Consider the following 21,993-nt stretch of genomic DNA (forward strand, 5'->3'; position numbering starts at 1 on the left):
GGGCTGGGCGGCCTGTCTGCGTGCTCGCTGTGTCCAAGCCCGGGCAAGAGGCCTCACTCCACCTTGCGGATGCGTTCGATCAAAGCGGCGGCGGCGGGATCGCGCTCGGCCCCGACATAGATCCCGACCATCGCGTCCTCGAACGGCTTGCGGTCGATGTCCCTGACGATGGTGACGCCCGCCTCCTGCGCCGTGCGCTGCGACTGCTCCTCGAGGTCGCGCCATTTCTCGCGCATGAAGCGGCTGGAGCGCTGGGCGGCCTCCCTGAAGATGGTCTGGTCGTCGGCCGACAGGCTCTTCCAGGCCTTCAGCGAGATCACCAGCACTTCGGGGCTCATCGTGTGCTCGGTGAGCGCGAGGTAGCCGGCATGTTTGTAATGGTCTGTCGTCACGAAGGATGGCCAGTTGTTTTCGGCGCCGTCGATCAGGTGGTTGGCAAGCCCGGCGAGCACCTGCCCATAGGGCATCTCGACCGGCTCCGCGCCGAGCGAGCGGATCATCTGGCTCATCAACTCCGACTGCTGCACCCGGATCCGCAATCCCTTGAGGTCCGCGATGCTCCTGACCGGGCGGACGCCGTTGTAGATCGACCGCGCGCCGGAATCGTAGAAGGCGAGCCCGACGAAGCCGTAGGGCTCGAAGCTGTTCAGGATCTCGCTGCCGATCGGCCCGTCCAGCACCTTCTGCATGTGCTCGATGGACCGGAACAGGAACGGCATCGCAAGCACGTTCATCGCCGGAACGAAGTTGCCGATCAGCGCGACATTGGTCCGGTTGAGGTCGATCGCGCCGGCCCGGGTCTGCTCGATGGTCTCCTTCTCCTCGCCGAGCTGGCGGGAATGAAATACCTTGATCTCGTGCCGGCCTCCGGTGCGCTCGGCGATCAGGGCGCCCATGTAGCGCAGCGCCTGCACGGTGGGGTAATCCTCGGTCTGGGTGTCGGCAGCGCGGAATTCGCGCGCAACGGCGCCCGTCGCGCAGATGGCGATCAGAAGCGCGACGAAAACCACCCCGGTCCGCGAAAATTCGGCACGGTTCAACACTGGCACACTCAACCCCTCAGTGGTGGAGTCTATGGCGGGAGCAAAAGGTTCAATGCAATCTAGCAGATGGTTAAGGGAAGGCCATCCCGCCGGGCGCCACGGCGTAATTGTGCGGCGCGGCCGGCGCGCATTCCCGGTTGAAACTGGAAATGCCGCGCCGTAAGCAGGATGCGTCGCCTTTTGCCGCGCGACACGGAAACAGCCATCGTGATTTCAGCATTGCGCTTTTTGCAGGTCGTTGCCGCCGCCGCGGCCTTTACGTTCTCCGCGCAGGCAAACGCCGCCACCGACATCGCACTGTGGCACGCCATGTCGGGCGAACTCGGCAAGCAGCTCGACAAGCTCACCTCCGACTTCAATGCCTCGCAGTCCGACTACCGCATCGTGCCGAGCTACAAGGGCAACTACACCGAAACGGTGACGGCGGCGATCTTCGCCTTCCGCTCGCGCAGCCAGCCCGCGATCGTGCAGGTCAACGAGGTTGCCACCGCCACCATGACCGCGGCCAAGGGCGCGATCTATCCGGTGTTCAGCCTGATGCGCGACCAGGGCGAGCCGTTCTCGCTCAACGATTACCTTCCCGCCGTATCCGGCTATTACACCGATGCGGCCGGCAATCTGTTGTCGTTCCCGTTCAACTCGTCGACGCCGATCCTCTACTACAACAAGACCATGTTCCGCGATGCGAGCCTCGACCCGGAGACGCCGCCGAAGACCTGGCCGGAGCTCGGTGCGGCTGCAAAGCGCCTGCGCGACCGCGGCGCCGTATGCGGCTTCACCACGTCCTGGCCGTCATGGATCCATGTCGAGAACTTTTCGGCATTTCACAATCTGCCGCTCGCAACCCGCACGAACGGCTTTGCCGGGTTGGATGCCGAGCTGACGATCAACAATCCGGTCGTCGTCAAACACGTTGCCCAGCTCGCCGAATGGCAGAAGACAAAACTGTTCGACTACAGCGGCCGCGGCCAGTCGGCCGAGCCGCGCTTCCAGAACGGCGAATGCGGCATCTTCATCGGTTCCTCGGCGACGCGCGCCGACATCAAGGCGAACTCGAAATTCGAGATCGGCTACGGCATGATGCCGTACTGGCCCGACGTGAAGGGCGCGCCGCAGAACTCGATCATCGGCGGCGCCACGCTGTGGGTGCTGCGCGACCGCCCGCGCGAGGAATACAAGGGCGTGGCGCGATTCTTCGCCTATCTGTCGCAGCCCGGCGTGCAGGCCGCCTGGCACCAGAACACCGGCTATCTGCCGGTCACCCGCGCCGCCTTCGAGCTGACGCGCGCGCAGGGTTTTTACGAGCGTACCCCGGGCTCCGCGATCTCGTTCGAGGAGATCACGCTGCATCCGCCGACCGAGAATTCGAAGGGCATCCGGCTCGGCTCCTTCGTGCTGATCCGCGGCGCCATCGAGGACGAGCTGGAGCAGGCCTTTGCCGGCCACAAGAGCGCGCAGGAAGCGCTCGATTCCGCGGTCGAGCGCGGCAACAAGCTGCTGCGCCAGTTCGAGCGCGCCAGCCCGGACCGGTAGCATGTCGCGATTAGATGTCGCTGCCGCCGCGAACGCGGTGCGCTCCCTCCCCCGCTTGCGGGGAAGGGTTGGGGAGAGGGTGTCTCCGCAACGGGATAATCGCCAGGAGGAGAGAACCCCGACCCGGCGCTTCGCGCCGACCTCCCCCGCAAGCGCGAGAGGTGCACCGTCTGCCTGGTTTGCATGGAATCAATCAAAACCCGCCTGGCTGAGCGGGCGCCCGTGACCAAAGCCACTTTGCACGAGCTCCCTCAGCTCGACGATGCAGCCAGCTTTCGCGCCTTTCGCTCGGACCCGCAGCAATGGCTCCCCATCGCACTCGACATCGCGCGTAGCCACGGTCTTAATACCAGTGCGCCGCACGTATTCTCGACCGGCACCAATCTCGTCGTCGGCCTCGGCGAAAGGCTGATCCTGAAGATTTTCCCGCCGCTGCTGCGCGCGCAATTCGTCTCCGAGCGCGGATCGCTGACGCAGCTTGCCGGCCGCCTTCCTCTGCCAATCCCCGAGATCGTCGCGGGTGGGACACGCGACGGCTGGCCCTATCTGATCATCACCCGTCTTGCCGGCACGCTCGGCTCGGAGGTTTGGCCGCAACTCGCCGAAGCGCAGAAGGAACGCCTGCTGCGCCAGATCGGCGAGACCATCGCGGCCGTGCAGTGCGCGCCGCTCGGCCCGCTCGCGCACATCGAACCACGCTGGCACGACTTCATGCGCGCCCAGATGCAGGGATGCAAGGCGCGGCACACGCGTCTCGGCCTTGCGCCCCAATTCCTTGCCGGCCTCGACGATCTCCTGCGCGACGCGGCCGCGCTGATCCCGATGGATGCGCCGCCGGTGATTTTGATCGGCGAATACATTCCGGAGAACTTTCTGCTCGCCTGCGATGACGGCCAATGGTCGCTGGCCGGACTGTTCGACTTCGGCGACGTTTTGGCGGGATGGCGCGACTACGATCTGCTCGGCCCCAGCGCCTTCATGGCGGCCGGCCGGCCGGGGAGGGTCCGCAGCCTGCTTGAAGGTTTTGGCTATGCGAAGCTGGATTTCGCACTCAAGCGCCGGCTGATGGCCCTGATGCTGCTGCACCGCGCCAGCGACCTCAACAGCCACGTCTGCATCGAGGGCTGGCAGGAGCAGGCGCGTGATCTGATCGAGCTTCAGGAGTTGATCTGGCGGGGGTGAAGCAGGTCCCGGTTCTTGCTTAATTCGAAAGCGCCCCATTTTGTCGCCTAATTTAAGAGCAAAATCGTCTCTTTGTATGCAATTGAAGGGGCTGCTTAAAATATGACCTGCGTGGCAAAAGGCCGATAATTCTTTATATATCAGCGTGTTAATGGCCGGATTAGCGTCCCGCTAAGTTTTGGCACGAACTTTGCGAATCCAGTTCCAACCAGAAACTTTTTGAGTTGGAGCCGTTTCATGAAACGCCGCGATTTCCTCAAGTCCGCCACCGGATTGGCCGCAGGCGCGGCGCTTCCGGCCATGCCGTCGGTGATTTCGTCCGCCCAGGCGGACGCGCGTTCGGAGACGCTGCTGATCGTCTCGGAGGGCGGGCCCAACAATCTCGACATCCACGGCGTCGGCACCAACGTGCCCGGCTATGAAGTGTCCTGGAATTGCTATGACCGGCTGATCAGCCACGAGATGAAGAGCGGTCCCGGCGGCGTGCCCTATTACGACCGCGACAAGTTCAAGGGCGAGCTCGCCGAGGACATGAAGATCGACGACATGTCGGTCACCTTCAAGCTGAAGAAGAACGCCAAATTCCATGACGGCGCGCCCGTCACCGCCAAGGACGTGAAGTGGTCGCTCGATCGCGCCGTCAGCGTCGGCGGCTTCCCGACCTTCCAGATGAGCGCGGGCTCGCTGACCAAGCCGGAGCAGTTCGTCGTGATCGACGACCACACCGTGCGCGTGGATTTCCTGAAGAAGGACAGGCTGACGATTCCCGATCTCGCCGTCATCGTGCCCTGCATCATCAATTCCGAGCTGGTGAAGAAGAACGCCAGCGAGAAGGACCCCTGGGGCCTCGAATACACCAAGCAGCAGACCGCGGGTTCCGGCGCCTACAAGGTGACGAAGTGGACTGCCGGCACCGAAGTGGTGATGGAGCGCAACGAGGATTGGGTCGGGGGGCCCCTGCCGAAGATCAAGCGCGTGATCTGGCGCATGGTGCCGCAGGCCGGAAACCGCCGCGCGCTCCTGGAGCGCGGCGACGCCGACATCTCCTACGAGCTGCCGAACAAGGATTTCCAGGAGATGAAGGCGAACGGCAAGCTCAACGTCGTGTCGCTGCCGTTCTCCAACGGCATCCAGTATATCGGCATGAACGTCACCAAGCCGCCGTTCGACAATCCCAAGGTCCGTCAGGCGGTCACCTATGCGCTTCCCTATCAGAAGATCATGGACGCGGTGATGTTCGGTCTGGCGAACCCGATGTTCGGCGCACCCAAGGACAAGCCGACCGAAGTGGCCTGGCCGCAACCGCACAAGTACAACACCGACATGGAGAAGGCGAAGGCACTGATGGCCGAGGCCGGCCACGCCAACGGCTTCGAGACCACGATCTCGTTCGACCTGAATTTCGCCGGCGTCAACGAGCCGCTCTGCGTGCTGGTGCAGGAATCGCTCGCGCAGATCGGCATCAAGACCACCATCAACAAGGTGCCCGGCGCCAACTGGCGCACCGAGCTGAACAAGAAGGAAATGCCGCTCTTCACCAACGTGTTCTCGGGCTGGCTCGATTACCCCGAGTACTTCTTCTACTGGTGCTATCACGGCAACAATTCCGTATTCAACACCATGAGCTACAAGTCGGCGGAGATGGACAAGCTGATCGACGGCGCGCGCACCGCCGCCGCCATCGCCGACAAGGCGACCTACGATGCCGACGTGAAGGGCTTTGTCGATCTCGCCTTTACCGACATCCCGCGCATCCCGCTGTACCAGCCCTTCGTCAACGTCGCGATGCAGAAGAACATCAGCGGCTACCAATACTGGTTCCACCGCCGCTTGGATTATCGCGCGATGGCAAAGGGGTGACGTGTCATGGGTGAGGTGAGCTCGCTCTTCAGGCTCCCTCCCCCCTTGCGGGGGAGGGTTGGAGAGAGGGGTAGCCACGAACTCAGACCTCGCTTGGGGCCACCCCTCTCCCTAGACCTCCCCCGCAAGGGGGGAGGGAACGCAGCGGCGCAAGCCGTGCGAGGTTGCTCCCAATTGCAAGGCAGAAGGAGAGCGCTCTTATGCTGACCATGATCGGCAAGCGCCTGATGTTCGCGATCCCCTCGCTGATCGGCGTCGTCATCGTCACCTTCCTGCTGACGCGCGCTCTGCCGGGTGATCCCGCCGCTTATTTCGCCGGCCCCGCCGCGACCAAGGAAGCCGTCGAGCAGATCCGCAAGAAGCTCGGCCTCGACAGGCCGCTGATCGAGCAGTTCTTCCGCTACACCAACGATCTCGCCCATGGCGATTTCGGCAACTCGCTCACCACGGGCCAGCCGGTCGCAGCCGAGATCCGCAACCGCCTGCCGGCCTCCGCCGAGCTGACGCTGCTCGGTCTCGTCGTCTCGATCGTGATCGCGATTCCACTCGGTGTGCTGGCGGCGACGCGGCCGGGATCATGGGTCGATCATCTCTGCCGGGTCACGACGACGGCCGGCGTCTCGCTGCCGGTGTTCTTCACCGGCCTCGTTCTCGTTTACGTTTTCTATTTCCGGCTCGGCTGGTCGCCCGCACCGCTCGGGCGTCTCGATGTGTTCTACAGCGCACCGCCGACGGTAACCGGCTTCTACCTGATCGACACCCTGATCGCGCGCGACTTCGAGGCGTTCCGTTCGGCGCTGAGCCAGCTGATCCTGCCGGCGACGACGCTTGCGATCTTCTCGCTGGCGCCGATCGCGCGCATGACCCGCGCCTCGATGCTGGCGGTGCTGTCGTCGGAGTTCGTCCGCACCGCGCGCGCCAGCGGCCTGTCGCCGGCAACCGTCATCGTCACCTACGCCTTCCGCAACGCGATGCTGCCCGTCATCACCACGCTCAGCATGGTGTTCTCGTTCCTGCTGGGCGCCAACGTGCTGGTGGAGAAAGTGTTCGCCTGGCCCGGCATCGGCTCCTACGCCGTGGAAGCGCTGATCTCGTCGGACTTCGCACCGGTGCAGGGCTTCGTGCTGACCATGGCGGTGATGTACGTGCTGCTCAATCTCGTGATCGACATTCTCTACGGCGTGATCGATCCGCGCGTCAGGTTGGAGGGCTGAACCATGAGCTCCGTTGCACCTGCTGTTGAACCCGCCGGCCCCGCACGCACCTCGGGACTGGTCGCGATCCTCGAACAGACCCGCTACGTTCTCGGCGAGAACAAGGTCACGGGATTTTCCTTCGCACTGCTGATCGTGATCCTGCTTGCCGCGATCTTCGGTCCCTATGTGGTGCCGTATGATCCGCTCGCCTCCGATACCGCGGCGGCGTTGAAAGCACCCTCGGCCGCGCATTGGTTCGGCACCGACCAGCTCGGCCGCGACATCTTCAGCCGCGTCGTGGTGGCGACGCGGCTCGACACGTTCATCGCGGTGGCCTCGGTCGTGCTGGTGTTCCTGATGGGCGGGCTCGCCGGCATCGCCGCCGGCTATTTCGGCGGCTGGACCGACCGCATCGTCGGCCGCATCGCCGACACCATCATGGCGTTCCCGCTGTTCGTGCTGGCGATGGGCATCGTCGCAGCCCTCGGCAACACCGTGCAGAACATTATCCTGGCGACCGCCATCGTGAACTTCCCGCTCTACGCCCGCGTGGCGCGCGCGGAGGCCAACGTCCGCCGCAATGCCGGCTTCGTGCAGGCTGCGCGACTGTCGGGCAATGGCGAATTCCGCATCCTGCTGGTGCACATTCTGCCGAACATCATGCCGATCATGATCGTGCAGATGTCGCTGACCATGGGCTACGCCATCCTCAATGCCGCGGGCCTGTCCTTCATCGGCCTCGGCGTCCGCCCGCCGACCGCCGAATGGGGCATCATGGTCGCCGAGGGCGCGGGCTTCATGGTGTCGGGCGAATGGTGGATCGCGCTGTTCCCGGGCCTTGCCCTGATGATCGCCGTGTTCTGCTTCAACCTCCTCGGCGACGGCCTGCGCGACATCGTCGATCCCCAGCGGAGGACGTGATGATTGCTTCCTCGTTCACCGGTGCGCTCCCTCCCCCCTTGCGGGGGAGGGCGGGGGAGAGGGTGGCCCCGGGCGGAATGAGAGAGCAGTGCCCGCCCTTATGCATTCTCCGGCGGAAAATCCCCAATGATTCCAATGCCATTCTACTGTGCATGGGGTTGTTTTCGACATTTTTGAGTGGGAGCCAGCCATGACCGCCCAGCCGCTCCTCGACGTCCAGGACCTCACGGTCGAATTCACCACCCGCCGCGGCATCGTCAAAGCCGTGCAGCACGTCGACATCTCCGTCGCCAAGGGCGAGACGCTCGCCATCGTCGGCGAGTCCGGCTCCGGCAAGTCGGTGACGTCCTATGCGGTGATGCGCATCCTCGACCGCGCGGGGCGGATCGCCGAGGGCTCGGTGATGTTCTCCGGCATCGACGTCAAGGCCGCGACCGAAGACCAGATGCGCGACCTGCGCGGCCGCGAGGTCTCGATGATCTTCCAAAACCCGCGCGCCGCGCTCAATCCGATCCGGAAAGTCGGCGACCAGATCGAGGACGTGCTGCGCACCCATGTGCAGCAGGCCATGGTTTCGGATCACGGCGAGAAGGCGATCGAGGCGCTGGAGCAGGTCAAGATCGCCCGTCCGCGCGAGCGCTATCACGCCTATCCGTTCGAGCTGTCAGGCGGCATGTGCCAGCGCGTCGTCATCGCGCTCGCGCTCGCCTGCAATCCGCAGCTGCTGATCGCGGACGAGCCGACCACCGGCCTCGACGTCACCACGCAGAAGGCGGTGATGGATTTGATCGTCGAGCTGACCAAGCGCAAGTCGATGTCGACCATCCTGATCACGCATGACCTAGGTCTTGCGGCGGCCTATTGCGACCGCGTCGTTGTGATGGAGAAGGGCCGTGTGGTCGAGACCGCCAAGGCCGCCGACATCTTCGCCAATCCGCAGCACCCCTACACCAAGAAGCTGATGCGCGCGACGCCCCGACTTGGCGTGTCGTTGCGCGATCTGTTGCCGGAGGAAGAGGCTCTTGCCTCTCCCCGCGCGCGGGGAGAGGCCGATGCACGAAGTGCGGCGGGTGAGGGGGGCTCTCCCAGCGCCGTGCTCGCGGAAACAGCCCCTCACCCCAACCCTCTCCCCGTGAAGGACGGGGAGAGGGAGAAGACGCCCCTTCTCCTGATCGAAAAGCTGGTCAAGGAATATCCCCGCCAGGGCGCCACTGCGACGCTCGGCAAATTGTTCGGTCGCAAGCCGCCGGTCGAGCCGGATGTTTTCCGCGCCGTCGACGGCATCAGCTTCTCGATCGGCCACGGCGAGAGCGTCGGCCTCGTCGGGGAATCCGGCTGCGGCAAATCGACCACCTCGATGATGGTGATGCGGCTGCTCGACCAGACCTCCGGCCTGATCCAGTTCGACGGCGAGGACATCGGCGCCATGCCGCCTGCCTCGTTTGCCCGGCTGCCGCAACGCAGCCACATCCAGATGGTGTTCCAGGACCCGACCGACAGCCTCAACCCGCGCTTCACCGCCGTGCGCGCCATCGCCGATCCGATCATGCAGCTCGGCGACGTCAGGGGGCGCGACGCGCTCCGCGCCCGCTGCGAGGAGCTGGCCACCATGGTCGGATTGCCGCTCAACCTGCTGGATCGGTTTCCGCACCAATTGTCCGGCGGCCAGAAGGCCCGTGTCGGCATCGCCCGCGCCATCGCCCTGCATCCCAAGCTCGTCATTCTCGACGAGCCGACGGCGGCGCTCGATGTCTCGGTCCAGGCCGTGGTCCTGAACCTGCTCCAGGACCTCAAGGCGCGGCTAGGTATGAGCTATCTGTTCGTCTCGCATGATTTGAACGTAGTGCGCTTGTTGTGCGATCGTGTCATTGTGATGCGGACGGGTCGAATCGTCGAGGAAGGCTCTTCCGAGAGGGTTTTGAGCGATCCGCAGGACGACTACACCAAGGAGCTGTTGACGGCGATCCCGCATCCGCCGTTGCCAGTACACTGAGAGTGCACTGATTGTTTGGGAGCGTGATGGCCGAGCCGCTGGACGACTATATCGACGCCGTATCCAAGGCGCTGGCACTGCCGGTCGAGCAGGCCTGGAGGCCGGCGGTTCGCGCCAACCTCGAAGTGTCGCTGCGGCTCGGCCGCCTCGTCGACGAATTCGCGCTGCCGGACGAGACCGAGCCGGCGCCCGTATTCACCGTCTGACGCCGCCATGACGACCAAGCCAGAGATGACGGCTGCCGACATCGCCAAGGCGGTGGCCGGCGGCAAATTGTCCGCGCTCGATGCCACCGAAGCCGCGCTCGCGCGCATCAAGCAGCACGACACCATCCTCAATTCCTTCACCGACGTCACCGCCGATCGCGCCCGCGCCAAGGCGCGCGCGATCGATGCGGACATTGCCGCCGGCAAGACCGTCGGCCCGCTCGCCGGCGTGCCTTTCGCGGTGAAGAACCTGTTCGACGTCGCGGGCCTGCCCACGCGCGCAGGCTCGAAGATCAACCGCGATCTTGCACCCGCCAAGCGCGATGCCACGCTGATCGAACGCATGGAAGCCGCCGGCGCCGTGCTGGTCGGCGCACTCAACATGGGCGAATACGCCTACGACTTCACCGGCGAGAACGTCCATGACGGCCCCTCGCGCAACCCGCATGACACCACGCGGATGAGCGGCGGCTCCTCCGGCGGTTCGGGAAGCGCTGTCGGCGGCGCGCTGGTGCCGATCGCGCTCGGCTCGGACACCAACGGCTCGATCCGCGTGCCGTCCTCCTTCTGCGGCATCTTCGGCCTGAAGCCGACCTATGGCCGGCTGTCGCGCGCGCGGTCGTTTCCGTTCGTCGCGAGCTTCGATCATCTCGGCCCGTTCGCACGCTCCGTCACCGATCTCGCGCTCGCCTATGACGCGATGCAGGGGCCGGATGCCGACGATGCCGCCTGCACGACCACACGCGGTCTGGAACCGACGACGCCGCTGCTCGCCAATCCGGTTTCGGACCTGCGCATCGCCGTCGCCGGCGGTTACTTCCAGAAGAACGTTTTCCCGGAAGCGGTCGAAGCCGTCAGCCGTGTCGCCAAGGCGCTCGGTGCGACGCAGGTCGTCGAGGTGCCCGAAGCCGCGCGCGCCCGTGCAGCGGCTTACGTCATCTCCACCACCGAAGGCGCCTCGCTGCATCTCGACCGGCTGCGCAAGCGCCCGAACGATTTCGATCCCGCCGTGCGCGACCGGCTGATTGCGGGCGCGATGGTGCCGGCACCGCTGGTCGACCGCGCGCAAAAGTTCCGCCGCTGGTACCGTGCGCAATTCGCCGAGATTTTCAAGTCGGTGGACGTGCTGATCGCGCCGGCAACGCCCTGCACCGCGCCAAAACTCGGCCAGGTGAATTTCACGCTCGACGGCGTCGAATTGCCGGTGCGCGCCAATATCGGCATTCACACCCAGCCGATCTCGTTCATCGGCCTGCCCGTCGTCGCCGTGCCGGTGCCGCTCGAGCCGCTGCCGATCGGCGTGCAGATCATCGCCGCGCCATGGCGCGAGGACATCGCGCTGCGCGTCGCGTACGCATTGGAGAAGATGGGCGTTGCGTCCGCGCCGTCGCCGAGAGGAATTTAAAATGGAGATCGATCTCCCCGAGGTGATCGCGGAAGTGAAGGCCGCGTTCGATCGTTACGAGCAGGCCCTCATCACCAACGACGTCGCCGTGCTCGGCGAGCTGTTCCGCAACGACCCCCGCACGCTGCGTTACGGCATCGGCGAGAACCTCTATGGCTATGAGGCGATCTCCGGTTTTCGCGCGGGCCGCTCGCCGGTCGGGCTCAACCGCCGCACTGCAAAAACCGTCATCTCCAGCTACGGTCGCGACGCGGCCGTGGCCTCCACCCTGTTTTATCGCGACACGGCTCCCGGCAAGGTCGGCCGGCAGATGCAGACCTGGATTCGTTTCCCGGAGGGCTGGCGCGTCGTCGCCGCCCATGTCAGCATCATCGACGAGTCGAAAGAGACCTGACCGTATGACGCTTGACGATCTTCCGCCCGGAGCATTGCCGGCCGAGCCGGTGGTGCCGCGCGTCGACCGGGCGCAACCCAGCGTGCACAAGGTCACGCGCGCCGAGGAGCTGCGCCTTCAGCTCGCCGACGAGATCGTGCGCGGGACCCTCGCCCCCGGCGCGCCGCTGGACGAGACCGATATCGCGCGGCGCTTCAACGTGTCGCGGACCCCGGTGCGCGAAGCGCTGCGTCAGCTCGTGGCAAGCGGTCTCGTCGAAGCGCGGGCCCATCGCGGCGCGGTGGTGGCGCAGCCTTCATTCGAACGGCTGACGGGCATGTTCGAAGCGATGGCGGAACTCGAGGCGCTGTGCGCCGGCCTCGCCGCCGAGCGCATGTCCGCGGCCGAGCGCCACGGCCTGGAAGCCATCCACGAAGAGTTGCGGGTGTTGAGCTATGCCGGCAATCCCGATCGCTTCCACGAGGTCAACGAGCGTTTCCACAACGCGATTTATGCGGGCTCGCAGAACGGCTACATCGCCGAGATCACGCTGGCGACGCGCGTGCGCGTGCAGCCGTTCCGCCGCGCCCAGTTCCGCAACCTCGGCCGTCTCGCCAAATCGCAAGCCGAGCACGACCGCGTCGTCGTCGCCATCATGCGCGGCGACAAGCAGGGCGCCGCCGCCGCCATGCGCGCGCATATCGAACTGGTGCGCGGGGAGTACGAGATCTACGCGGTGTCGGTGTAGTGACGGCGCTTCAACGAACTCCGTGTCGTCCCGGCGAAGGCCGGGACCCATAATCCCGGGGCTTAGTTGTGACGCGAAGCTGATAACTCCGAGTCTTCGCCAATTCCAATCCTGTGGGTATGGTTCCCGGCCTTCGCCGGGACGACAGCATTTGTTGGGCCCGCAGGGTTGTCCTACGTCGTCGCAGCTTCCGCCATATACGCGCGCCAGCCGCCATACGCGGTGATCTCGCGGGCTTCGCTCAGCACTTCCGGCTCGACGAGAAAGCCTTTTACGCTGCGGCCATCCGCCAAGCGAACAGTGCCGATCGCCATCGGCGAAGGGATCGCGTTGACGAACTTGCCGAAGGCGGAGGATGACAGCGACCAGATTTCCAGCTCGATCGACGCGCCCTTGCCGGCTTCGACGCGCAGCATGCCCGGCTTCGGCGGCGTGGTGTTCAATGCGTAGAGCTTGTAGTCCGGTGCCGTCTTGGTCGCTTCGATCAGCTTTCCGTTCAGCGCCTTCAATTCGCCGTTCAGCGCCATGCCAGACAGATGCGCGCCAACGACGGCGATCGGAATCTCATCGCTGCTGTCAGCGGGAAGCGGCACGAGTGTAGCCTGCGCCGCGCCCTTGGCTCCAACCGTCAGCCTGGTATCGGCGTGAAACACGCGGCCGATGCTCGCGAGCAGCGCATCGCGTCCCGCGGGAGCGAGCAACGTGATCCCGAACGGAATGCCGTCCGCGCGCATCGACGCCGGCACGGCGAGGCCACAGAGGTCGAGCAGATTGACGAAATTGGTGTAGGTGCCGAGCCGGCTGTTGAGCTCGACCGGATTGGCCAGCACCTGGGCGGTCGTATAGGCCGTCGGCGCCGTCGGCAGCACCAGCGCGTCGATATTGGCGAAGGTGCGCTCGGCGATCTTGCGCAGGCCCTGCAGGCGATAGAGCGCGGAGAAAGTGTCGGCCGCGGTCAGTCGCGCACCGGCGGCGGTGATCTCGCGCGTCACCGGATGGATCGAGTCGGGCGCAGAGGCGAGCAGATTCTTGATCACGAGGTAGCGCTCGGCGACCCAGGGTCCCTCGTAGAGCAGCCGCGCCGTCTCGTAGAACGGCTCGAGGTCGAATTCGACCAGCGTCGCGCCAAGCGCAGTCCAGCGCTTCAGTGCATCGGCGTAAGCGGCTTCCGCCTTCTTGTCGCCGAAGAAGATCAGCTGTCCGTTGCGCGGCACACCGAGGCGCAGGTTTGCCGGGAGCGGCGTAAGCGCGCCAAGCGGCCGGTCGCGCGAGAACGGATCGGCCTGGTCGGGGCCGGCCATCACGGAGAGCGCGAGCGCGGCGTCATCGACCGTCAGCGCGAACACCGAGATGCAGTCCAGTGTGCGGCAGGCCGGCACGAGGCCCGCGGTCGAGATCATGCCGAGACTCGGCTTCAGCCCGACGATGTTGTTGAGCATCGCCGGCACGCGGCCCGAGCCGGCGGTGTCGGTGCCCAGCGACAGCGGCACCAGCCCGGCGCCGACGGCGGTGGCCGATCCCGAACTCGATCCGCCGGGAATGAGATCCTCGCGGATCGAATTCCTGGGGATGCCATAGGGCGAGCGCACGCCGACGAGGCCGGTCGCGAACTGGTCCAGGTTAGTCTTGCCGACGATGATCGCACCGGCCGCGCGCAGCCGCTCCACCGCGGTCGAATCGTGCGCTGGCGCATAGGAGAAGGCGGGGCAGGCCGCGGTGGTCGGAAAGCCCAGCGCGTCGATATTGTCCTTCACCGCGACCGGGACGCCGTACAGCGGCAGGCTGGCGGCGTCCTTCGCGGCCAGCTTTTCGGCTTCTGCAATCGTGTCCTTCTCGTCACGCAGGCTGATGAACACGGCGGGATCGTTGTGGTCGCGGATGCGCTGATAGGTCCGCGCGATCGTCTGCGCCGGCGTGACCGTGCCCGCGCGATGTGCGGCCACTATCGCGGCGATCGTTTCAGGCTGATCAGCCCCCATTTCAGCCCCCATGGCGACAAAACTCCGGCAACAGGTCCCCTTACCCGGTTTGAAGCAAGCGATGTGCCATTGTGTACAGAATCCGGGCAGGGCGGATGATCGGGATACTATCGCGAGATCAGTAGGTTGGGGGATATTTCGGTGGCCCTGCGGATCATCGCGCCAGCGCCCCGTTCCGGGCATTTGCGCAAATATTGGGCAGGCAGGATCAGGTGAAGTCCGCGAGGATTCGGAGCAGGCGTTCCCGGTTGTCCCTGCCGATCTTTTCCTCGACATGCCTTTCATGCTCGGCGGCGAGCCGCTTGAACTTTGCCAGCGCCGTCTCGCCCTGCGTCGTGAGGTGCAGCGCGTGGGAGCGCCGGTCCGTCTTCGACTTGACCCGCTTCACCAGCTTGCGCTGTTCGAGGCTGTCGAGCAGATGCACCAGCCGCGCGCGCTCGATACCGAGGCGTTTGGCCACGGCCATCTGGCTGAGGCCCGGATTGGCACCAATCACCGTCAGCACCGAATATTGCGTCGGCCGGATATCGACCTCGCCGAGCGTCCTGATGAAGTCCTGAAAGATCCAGATCTGGAAGCGCCGCACGGCGTAGCCGGCGTGCCCGACCAGCGCGTCGAGGCCGATCTCCTCCGCGTCGATCGGACGCACGGCGCCGTTGCCGGCGCGTTTGCGTGGGGACGACTGGGCTGCGGTCACGTCGCGTCTCCTGCCAAGCGTCCCTTGTAGCGCCTCGGACGGCCGCGCGAAAGATTGTTGTTGACGACAACAATTGTCGTGCCCAACATTATAGCCAACGCGGCCCGCTACGAGGCTGCGGCCGATCCCGGCTTCCGGGCGAGGAGGAAACCATGACAGCCGCCCCACGCGGTGATGCTTCAAGCCTGTTCGCGACACCGAGGACCGTTGTCGAGCATCGCTCCGACGGCAGCATCGTGCTGCGGTCGCCCGAGCCCCTGCGCGAGAGTGCGCGCTGCATCGGCGACTGGCTGGAGCAATGGGCGCGGCAGAGGCCTGACGCGATTTTCCTCGCAGAGCGCAGCGATACCGAAGCGCCCTGGACCACCGTCACCTATGCGCAGGCGCTGCGCCGGGTGCGGGCGGCCGCGTCCTGGATCCTGGCGCAGGGTCTCAGCGCAGAGCATCCGCTCGCGATCCTGTCCGACAACAGCATCGATCATGCGCTGCTCGCGCTTGCCGCCCAGCATGTCGGAGTGCCCTCGGCCGCGATCTCGCCGGCCTATTCGTTGATGTCGAAGGACTTCGACAAGCTCAAGAGCATGATCGCGCTGCTCGAGCCCGGCGCGATCTATGTGTCCGCGACAAAACCGTTTGCGGCGGCGCTGGCTGCGATCAGGCCGCTGCACCAGGCGCAACTCATCAGCGGCAATGGCGATGACAGCGATGCGCTGGCTTTCCACAGCATCGCGGCAACGCCCGAGAGTTCCGATGTCGCAAAGGCCTTCGCCGCGGTGACGCAGGACACGATCGCGAAATTCCTGTTCACCTCGGGCTCGACCGGCACGCCGAAAGCGGTCGTCAACACCCAGCGCATGCTGACCTCGAGCCAGCAGGCCAAGGCGCAGACCTGGACGTTTCTCGAACAGGGACGCGACGATCTCGTCATTCTGGACTGGCTGCCCTGGAGTCATACCTTCGGCGCCAACCACAATTTCAATCTCGTGCTGCGCAATGGCGGCTCGCTCTATATCGACGGCGGCAAGCCCGCGCCCGGTCTGTTTGCAACGTCGCTCGCCAATCTGAAAAGCGTGATGCCGACGGTCTATTTCAACGTGCCGCGCGGCTTCGACATGCTGATCGCGGCTCTGCGCGGTGACGAGGAATTGCGACGCCGCTTCTTCAGCGAGGTGAAGTTCGCCTTCTATGCAGGCGCCGCGCTGCCGCAGAATCTCTGGGACGCGCTCGAACAGCTTTCGGTCGCGACCGTCGGGCGCGCGATGCCCATGGTTTCGGCCTGGGGTTCGACCGAGACCTCGCCGCTCGCGACCGATTGCCATTTCCTCGCGGAACGTTCGGGCAATATCGGTGTGCCTATACCTGGCACTGAATTGAAGCTTGTCACCTCCGGCGACAAGCTGGAGGTGCGCGTGCGCGGGCCGAACGTCACACCGGGCTATTGGAAAGCGCCGGAACTGACCAGGCAGGCGTTCGACGACGACGGCTTTTATCTGATCGGCGATGCCGTGAAGCTTGCCGATGCCGAACGGCCCGAGCGCGGCCTGTTCTTCGACGGCCGCGTCGCCGAGGACTTCAAGCTCAATTCGGGCACCTGGGTCAGCGTCGGAACGCTGCGCGTCGCCGGCATCGCCGCGCTGGCGCCGCTCGCACAGGACATCGTCGTCACCGGCCATGGCGGCGACGAGGTTCGCTTCCTGGTGTTTCCGAACGTGGTTGCCTGCCGTGCCCAAGCCGGTTTGCCAGAGACGGCCGGGGTGAACGATGTGCTCGCACATGGCAAGGTCAGAGCCGCGATCGCGCAGGGACTGGCCAGCCTCAAGCAGCAAACCGCCAATTCCTCCGGCCACGCCACCCGCGCGCTGCTGCTTGCCGAGCCGCCATCGGTCGATGGCGGCGAGATCACCGACAAGGGCTACATCAACCAGCGCGCGGTGCTGACGCGGCGCGTCGATGCGCTGGCCCGGCTCAACGACGATGCGTCGGTTGAGTGGATCGGTTGCGGCGATTGAGCCGGCAACCCTCCGCGTCGGTGTGGCGGCGGCAAGTACCTTTTCTCCACATCGTTATTACGAGCGCAGCGAAGCAATCCAATCCAGAGTCTCTCCGCGGAGGGATCCTGGATTGCTTTGCTACGCTCGCAATGACGGAGGGAGTGAAGCAGCTCGCCAAATAAGCCAGCCATTCTGCCGTATTATCTCGCTGATTCTTTTGTTGCCTAAGCAACTAATTTATGCGAACCGTTCGGGCAAGGATGACGGCGGGGGAACCGCCGCGTCGGATATCGGAGGAGACAATGCTCGGCAGGAACGGTGCCGTCGGCAACCGCCGGCGCATGCCCGGACATGATAGGTCTGGAAATGACATGCCTGGAAAAGGCATGCCTGAAACAGACATGGTCCCGCGCCCGGCGCGAGGCCTGTCAGGTCCCGGTGCCGCCCGTCACTGCGCCGAGATTCTCGTGCAGCCGGCGCAACAGATCGATCAGCACCTCGCGCTCGTCCTTGCTGAGGCAGGACAGCAGACGCCGTTCGCGCTCGAACGCTGCGACGATCACCTTGTCATGGGTGGCGCGGCCCTTCGCGGTCAGCGAGATCGAATGGGTGCGGCCGTCGTTCGGGTCGGTGCGGATCGAGACCAGCCCGCGCTTCTCGAGTCCGGCCAATGTCCGGCTGACCGGGCCCTTGTCGAAACCGATGACGTGGCAGATGCGCGAGGCGGGAATGCCGGGCTCGATCGCCAGCAGCGACATGATCCGCCATTCCGTGACGTTGACGCCGAACTGCCGCTGATAGAATGCGGTCGCACTGTTCGAGAGCTTGTTGGCGATGAAGGTGATGAACGCCGGGACGTAGCGGTCGAGATCGAGCATCGGTCCCATGTCAGCGGGCGCAGGCTTGTGGCGGGATCTGGTCGGAGACGGCGGCATATCGGGCTTCTTGATCGCGGCGGGCCCGAAGACCTAAGGGCATGCGCCGCCCTTTCACAAGATCAAAATGAGGGAGGGCGTCCATGAGCGCATCCGGATCTTCGGCAATTGGCGTCCCGCATCTCGACGTCGATCCCTTCGACATGAATTTCTTTGCCGATCCCTATCCCACGCATGAGCTGCTGCGGGAGGCGGGGCCGGTCGTCTATCTCGACAAGTGGAACGTTTACGGCGTGGCGCGCTATGCCGAGGTCCATGCCGTCCTGAACGATCCTTCGACGTTCTGCTCCAGCCGCGGCGTCGGCCTCTCCGATTTCAAGAAGGAGACGCCGTGGCGGCCGCCGAGCCTGATTTTGGAAGCCGATCCACCCGCGCACACCCGCACCCGCGCCGTGTTGTCAAAAGTGCTGTCGCCGACCGTGATGAAGCAGGTGCGGGACCGCTTCGCCGCCGCAGCCGAGGAGCGGGTCGATGCGCTGCTGGAGAAGCGCAGCTTCGACGCGATCGCCGATCTTGCCGAGGCTTATCCGCTGTCGATCTTCCCGGATGCGCTTGGCTTGAAGCCGGAAGGCCGCGAGCATCTGATTCCCTATGCGAGCCTGGTGTTCAACGCCTTCGGTCCGCCGAACCAGCTGCGCCAGGACGCGATCGAGCGCTCGGCGCCGCACCAGGCCTATGTCACCGAACAGTGCCAGCGTGACAATCTCGCGCCGGGCGGCTTCGGCGCCTGCATCCACGCCCGCGTCGACGACGGCGAGATCACCGCGACCGAAGCGCCGCTCCTGGTGCGGTCGCTGCTGTCGGCCGGCCTCGACACCACCGTCAACGGCATCGGCGCCGCAGTGTACTGCCTCGCCCGCTTCCCCGATCAATGGCAGCGCCTGCGCAACGATCTCACCCTCGCGCGCAACGCCTTCGAGGAAGCCGTCCGCTTCGAGAGTCCGGTGCAGACCTTCTTCCGGACGACGACCCGCGAAGTCGAGCTGTCCGGCGCGAGGATCGGCGAGGGCGAGAAGGTCCTGATGTTTCTCGCCGCGGCCAATCGGGATCCGCGGCGATGGGACCAGCCCGACAGTTACGACATCACCCGCCGCTCCTCCGGCCATGTCGGCTTCGGCTCCGGCATCCACATGTGCGTCGGCCAGCTCGTCGCGCGCCTCGAAGGCGAGGTGATGCTGACCGCGCTGGCGAAGCGCATTGCCAGGATCGAGATCACCGGCGAACCAAAGCGCCGCTTCAACAATACGCTGCGCGGGCTCGACAGCCTGCCCGTCACCATCACTCCGGCCTGACGAGGAGCTTCATGCCCGCCATCATTTTCATCCTTCCCGACGGCAAGTCGGACCGCGTCGAGACCGGCGAGGGCGAGAGCGCCATGCAGGCCGCGACCCGTCACGGCCTCGACGGCATCCTGGCCGAATGCGGCGGCAACGCGATGTGCGCAACCTGCCACGTCCTTGTCGACGAGGGCTGGCTCGCGCGGCTACCTGCGATTGGCGCCGACGAGGACGCGCTGCTCGACGGCACCGCGACCGAACGGCAGCCGAACAGCCGGCTGTCCTGCCAGATCCACGTCACGCCCGCGCTGGACGGGCTCGTTCTGAGACTGCCGGAGCGGCAGATTTGACGTCTCGACCGCGCCGGCAACGACCGGCGCGGCATCACATCAACCGGGGAGGGAATCATGAAACATCTGAAGTGGACGCTTGCGCTGGCCGCGAGCCTGATCGGCGGCGCCGCAAGCGCCGAGATCTCGGACAACGTCGTGCGCGTCGGCGTGCTCAACGACATCTCCGGCATCTTCCAGGACACCAACGGCATGGGTTCGGTCGAGGCCGCGCGCATGGCGGCCGAAGATTTCAATGGCGGCGGCAAAGGCATCAAGGTCGAGATCGTGTATGCCGACCACCAGAACAAGGCCGACGTCGGCAGCGCGATTGCGCGCAAATGGCTGGATGTCGAAGGCGTCGATGCCATCGTCGACGTGCCGAATTCGGCCGTCGGCCTCTCCATCAACACGCTGCTGCGCGGCAGCCGCATGACCTTCCTGGCGTCCTCGACCGCAAGCTCCGACCTCACCGGCAAGGCCTGCTCGCCCAACACCATCCAGTGGGTCAACGACACCTGGGCGACCGGCAACGCCACGGCGGCCGCGATGATGTCGCGCGGCGGCAAGGACTGGTACTTCCTCACGGTCGACTTCGCGCTCGGCAAGGGCATCGAGGCAGAAGCGCAGAAATATATCGAGGGGCACGGCGGCAAGGTGCTCGGCTCCTCAAAGCATCCGCTCGGCACCTCCGACTTCGCGTCCTATCTGTTGCAGGCGCAGGGTTCGAAGGCCCAGGTGATCGGGCTTGCCAATGCCGGCGGCGACACCATCAACGCGGTGAAGCAGGCCGCCGAGTTCGGCATCCAGCAGGGCGGGCAGAGGCTCGTCGCCTTCCTGCTCTTCATCAACGACGTCCACGGCATGGGCATCAAGGTCGCGCAGGGCCTCCAGCTGATGGAAGCTTTCTATTGGGACATGAACGACGACACCCGCGCCTTCGCCAAGCGGTTCGCTGCGCGGCCCGGCATGAACGGCAAGATGCCGAGCGGCAACCAGGCCGGCGTCTATGCCTCCACGCTCGCTTATCTCAACGCGGTCGCCGCGACCGGCAGCGACAATGCCAGGGACGCCGTTCCCGAGATGAAGAAGTTCAAGGGCAAGGACAAGCTGTTCGGCGACACCACGATCCGCCAGGACGGCCGTGTCGTGCATCCGATGTATCTGTTCGAGGTGAAGAAGCTGGAGGAGTCGAAATATCCGTACGACTATTACAAGCTGGTCTCGACGATCCCGGCGGACCAGGCGTTCCGGCCGCTGGCGGAGGGCGGGTGCGAACTGGTGAAGTAGGTGCTGCGGGCGTTGTTTCATTCGCCTCTCCCCGCATGCGGGGAGAGGCCGGGATTTGCGGAAACAACCCCGTCACTCCGACCCTTCCCTAGTTTAGTAAGGACCGGGAAGAAAGGGGCAGGCGCATCGGCTCGTCTTCAACCCTTGCTCGCCACGACCTTAGCCGCATCCGCAATGCCCCTTGCCATCGCGACGAACTCGCTCGGCATCATGATGATGGTCATCGTGTTCTGCTCGGCGCCGACCTCGGTGATCATCTGCATGCGCCGCAGTTCGAGGCCGGCGGGGTTTTGCATGATGACCTCGGCGGCTTGACGGAGTTGTTCCGCGGCGTCGAGCTCGGCTTCTGCCTTGATCAGGCGGGCTCGCTTCTCGCGTAGCGCCTCGGCTTCCTGGGCCATTGCGCGCTGCATGCTCGGCGGTATCTCGACATTCTTCATCTGTACGAGTTCTACCTTCACGCCCCAGGGCTCGGTAATCGAGTCGATCGACTTCTGCATGACCTCGGCTATGGTGTCCTGCGCCTTCAGTATCTCGTCCAGCGTATGCTGGCCGAGCACGGCGCGCAGTGTCGTCAAGGAGACCTGCACAACCGCATTCGAGACCGCCTTCACCTCGATCACGGCGCGTTCAGGATCGACGATGCGATACCAGACCACGGCATCGACCTTGATCGGCACGTTGTCTCGCGTGATGCCCTCCTGCTGCTCGACATTGGCTGTGATGGTGCGCAGATCGAGCTTGGTCTGCCATTCGAGAAACAGCCAGACGAGGTAGAGGCCCGGGCCGGCGGTGCGGTTGAATTTGCCGAGCCGGAACACGACGCTCCGTTCATATTGATTGGCGACGCGGATGCTTCCGATGAGGTAGGCGAGTGCTGCAAGAGCGATGACGGTCAGAAAGGGATGCGCGGCGAAAAGCTCCATGATGAACATGGATGCCTCCTGTTATCCATTGCGCGGCGGATTAAGTGACGGCGATCCCGGCTTTCAAGGCCACAGGCTGTCCGCCGTTGCGGATAATTTTTCGTCGTCA

Annotated in this window: 19 protein-coding genes; 14 read left to right on the top strand and 5 right to left on the bottom strand. The window is 64.9% G+C overall.

The genetic code is table 11. The annotated features are described in order from the left end of the window. Positions 1–53: 53 nt before the first annotated feature. Positions 54–1,049 carry a TRAP transporter substrate-binding protein gene (locus tag JQ572_RS16600; protein WP_211384101.1) on the bottom strand — a complete coding sequence of 332 codons (996 nt, stop codon included), beginning with the start codon at positions 1,047–1,049 and terminating at the stop codon, positions 54–56. A gap of 162 nt (positions 1,050–1,211) precedes the next feature. Between JQ572_RS16600 and ugpB the strand changes: the two genes are divergently transcribed. The 10 genes from ugpB to JQ572_RS16650 all read left to right on the top strand — a co-directional run bounded on the left by ugpB (position 1,212) and on the right by JQ572_RS16650 (position 12,460). Beyond that, positions 1,212–2,576, top strand: coding sequence for a sn-glycerol-3-phosphate ABC transporter substrate-binding protein UgpB (ugpB, locus tag JQ572_RS16605; RefSeq protein WP_211384102.1), 1,365 nt, complete (start codon positions 1,212–1,214; stop codon positions 2,574–2,576). Positions 2,577–2,798: 222 nt separating this feature from the next. Further along, complete coding sequence (locus tag JQ572_RS16610) at positions 2,799–3,758, top strand: aminoglycoside phosphotransferase family protein (RefSeq protein ID WP_349643098.1); 960 nt, start codon at positions 2,799–2,801, stop codon at positions 3,756–3,758. Between the two features lie 237 nt (positions 3,759–3,995). Next, on the top strand, positions 3,996–5,618 hold the full coding sequence (locus tag JQ572_RS16615) for an ABC transporter substrate-binding protein (protein ID WP_211384104.1): 1,623 nt from the start codon (positions 3,996–3,998) through the stop codon (positions 5,616–5,618). Between the two features lie 200 nt (positions 5,619–5,818). Further along, a complete protein-coding gene (locus JQ572_RS16620) occupies positions 5,819–6,832 on the top strand; it encodes an ABC transporter permease (protein WP_211384105.1) in 1,014 nt (337 codons plus the stop codon). A gap of 3 nt (positions 6,833–6,835) precedes the next feature. Further along, on the top strand, positions 6,836–7,735 hold the full coding sequence (locus JQ572_RS16625; RefSeq protein ID WP_211384106.1) for an ABC transporter permease: 900 nt from the start codon (positions 6,836–6,838) through the stop codon (positions 7,733–7,735). Positions 7,736–7,925: 190 nt separating this feature from the next. Continuing rightward, entirely contained in the window at positions 7,926–9,728 is a 1,803-nt protein-coding gene (locus JQ572_RS16630; protein ID WP_211384107.1) for a dipeptide ABC transporter ATP-binding protein, read from the top strand. 26 nt (positions 9,729–9,754) lie between these two features. Then, complete coding sequence (locus tag JQ572_RS16635; protein ID WP_211384108.1) at positions 9,755–9,934, top strand: DUF4089 domain-containing protein; 180 nt, start codon at positions 9,755–9,757, stop codon at positions 9,932–9,934. A 7-nt stretch (positions 9,935–9,941) separates the two neighbouring features. After that, positions 9,942–11,339 (top strand): AtzE family amidohydrolase, encoded by a 1,398-nt coding sequence (locus JQ572_RS16640; protein ID WP_211384109.1) that lies wholly within the window; start codon positions 9,942–9,944, stop codon positions 11,337–11,339. Between the two features lies 1 nt (position 11,340). Then, entirely contained in the window at positions 11,341–11,733 is a 393-nt protein-coding gene (gene hpxZ, locus JQ572_RS16645; RefSeq protein ID WP_211384110.1) for an oxalurate catabolism protein HpxZ, read from the top strand. 4 nt (positions 11,734–11,737) lie between these two features. Further along, the gene (locus tag JQ572_RS16650) at positions 11,738–12,460 is read left to right on the top strand and encodes a GntR family transcriptional regulator (RefSeq protein WP_211384111.1); all 723 of its coding nucleotides are present in this window, start codon (positions 11,738–11,740) and stop codon (positions 12,458–12,460) included. A gap of 173 nt (positions 12,461–12,633) precedes the next feature. On the opposite strand, the gene atzF is transcribed toward JQ572_RS16650, so the two are convergent. Continuing rightward, positions 12,634–14,439 carry an allophanate hydrolase gene (atzF, locus tag JQ572_RS16655; RefSeq protein WP_249129081.1) on the bottom strand — a complete coding sequence of 602 codons (1,806 nt, stop codon included), beginning with the start codon at positions 14,437–14,439 and terminating at the stop codon, positions 12,634–12,636. Between the two features lie 208 nt (positions 14,440–14,647). Further along, complete coding sequence (locus JQ572_RS16660; protein WP_211384113.1) at positions 14,648–15,136, bottom strand: MarR family winged helix-turn-helix transcriptional regulator; 489 nt, start codon at positions 15,134–15,136, stop codon at positions 14,648–14,650. Positions 15,137–15,288: 152 nt separating this feature from the next. On the opposite strand from JQ572_RS16660, the gene JQ572_RS16665 reads away from it, so the two are divergent. Beyond that, the gene (locus JQ572_RS16665) at positions 15,289–17,145 is read left to right on the top strand and encodes a feruloyl-CoA synthase (protein WP_211384114.1); all 1,857 of its coding nucleotides are present in this window, start codon (positions 15,289–15,291) and stop codon (positions 17,143–17,145) included. A 410-nt stretch (positions 17,146–17,555) separates the two neighbouring features. On the opposite strand, the gene JQ572_RS16670 is transcribed toward JQ572_RS16665, so the two are convergent. Further along, a complete protein-coding gene (locus JQ572_RS16670) occupies positions 17,556–18,062 on the bottom strand; it encodes a MarR family winged helix-turn-helix transcriptional regulator (RefSeq protein WP_211384115.1) in 507 nt (168 codons plus the stop codon). A gap of 83 nt (positions 18,063–18,145) precedes the next feature. Here JQ572_RS16670 and JQ572_RS16675 point away from each other — a divergent pair, with 83 nt between their 5' ends. Genes JQ572_RS16675 through JQ572_RS16685 form a run of 3 tightly spaced genes read left to right on the top strand, consistent with a single transcriptional unit; the run spans position 18,146 to position 20,958 of the window. Next, positions 18,146–19,354 carry a cytochrome P450 gene (locus tag JQ572_RS16675; RefSeq protein WP_211384116.1) on the top strand — a complete coding sequence of 403 codons (1,209 nt, stop codon included), beginning with the start codon at positions 18,146–18,148 and terminating at the stop codon, positions 19,352–19,354. 11 nt (positions 19,355–19,365) lie between these two features. Beyond that, a complete protein-coding gene (locus tag JQ572_RS16680) occupies positions 19,366–19,689 on the top strand; it encodes a 2Fe-2S iron-sulfur cluster-binding protein (protein WP_211384117.1) in 324 nt (107 codons plus the stop codon). A gap of 57 nt (positions 19,690–19,746) precedes the next feature. Further along, positions 19,747–20,958 (top strand): ABC transporter substrate-binding protein, encoded by a 1,212-nt coding sequence (locus tag JQ572_RS16685; protein ID WP_211384118.1) that lies wholly within the window; start codon positions 19,747–19,749, stop codon positions 20,956–20,958. A 137-nt stretch (positions 20,959–21,095) separates the two neighbouring features. On the opposite strand, the gene JQ572_RS16690 is transcribed toward JQ572_RS16685, so the two are convergent. Further along, a complete protein-coding gene (locus JQ572_RS16690) occupies positions 21,096–21,893 on the bottom strand; it encodes a slipin family protein (protein WP_249129083.1) in 798 nt (265 codons plus the stop codon). Positions 21,894–21,993 lie beyond the last annotated feature (100 nt).

Origin of the sequence: Bradyrhizobium sp. SZCCT0153, from assembly GCF_018129995.1 — a bacterium.
Taxonomy (GTDB): Bacteria; Pseudomonadota; Alphaproteobacteria; order Rhizobiales; family Xanthobacteraceae; genus Bradyrhizobium; species Bradyrhizobium japonicum_G.

Coding starts and splice junctions, on each gene's coding strand:
- JQ572_RS16675 (WP_211384116.1), top strand. CDS start 18,146: ATGAGCGCATCCGGATCTTCGGCAATTGGCGTCCCGCATCTCGACGTC.
- JQ572_RS16680 (WP_211384117.1), top strand. CDS start 19,366: ATGCCCGCCATCATTTTCATCCTTCCCGACGGCAAGTCGGACCGCGTC.
- ugpB (WP_211384102.1), top strand. CDS start 1,212: ATGCGTCGCCTTTTGCCGCGCGACACGGAAACAGCCATCGTGATTTCA.
- JQ572_RS16635 (WP_211384108.1), top strand. CDS start 9,755: ATGGCCGAGCCGCTGGACGACTATATCGACGCCGTATCCAAGGCGCTG.
- JQ572_RS16640 (WP_211384109.1), top strand. CDS start 9,942: ATGACGACCAAGCCAGAGATGACGGCTGCCGACATCGCCAAGGCGGTG.
- JQ572_RS16630 (WP_211384107.1), top strand. CDS start 7,926: ATGACCGCCCAGCCGCTCCTCGACGTCCAGGACCTCACGGTCGAATTC.
- JQ572_RS16665 (WP_211384114.1), top strand. CDS start 15,289: ATGACAGCCGCCCCACGCGGTGATGCTTCAAGCCTGTTCGCGACACCG.
- JQ572_RS16690 (WP_249129083.1), bottom strand. CDS start 21,893: ATGTTCATCATGGAGCTTTTCGCCGCGCATCCCTTTCTGACCGTCATC.
- hpxZ (WP_211384110.1), top strand. CDS start 11,341: ATGGAGATCGATCTCCCCGAGGTGATCGCGGAAGTGAAGGCCGCGTTC.
- atzF (WP_249129081.1), bottom strand. CDS start 14,439: ATGGGGGCTGATCAGCCTGAAACGATCGCCGCGATAGTGGCCGCACAT.
- JQ572_RS16620 (WP_211384105.1), top strand. CDS start 5,819: ATGCTGACCATGATCGGCAAGCGCCTGATGTTCGCGATCCCCTCGCTG.
- JQ572_RS16615 (WP_211384104.1), top strand. CDS start 3,996: ATGAAACGCCGCGATTTCCTCAAGTCCGCCACCGGATTGGCCGCAGGC.
- JQ572_RS16670 (WP_211384115.1), bottom strand. CDS start 18,062: ATGCCGCCGTCTCCGACCAGATCCCGCCACAAGCCTGCGCCCGCTGAC.
- JQ572_RS16650 (WP_211384111.1), top strand. CDS start 11,738: ATGACGCTTGACGATCTTCCGCCCGGAGCATTGCCGGCCGAGCCGGTG.
- JQ572_RS16625 (WP_211384106.1), top strand. CDS start 6,836: ATGAGCTCCGTTGCACCTGCTGTTGAACCCGCCGGCCCCGCACGCACC.
- JQ572_RS16685 (WP_211384118.1), top strand. CDS start 19,747: ATGAAACATCTGAAGTGGACGCTTGCGCTGGCCGCGAGCCTGATCGGC.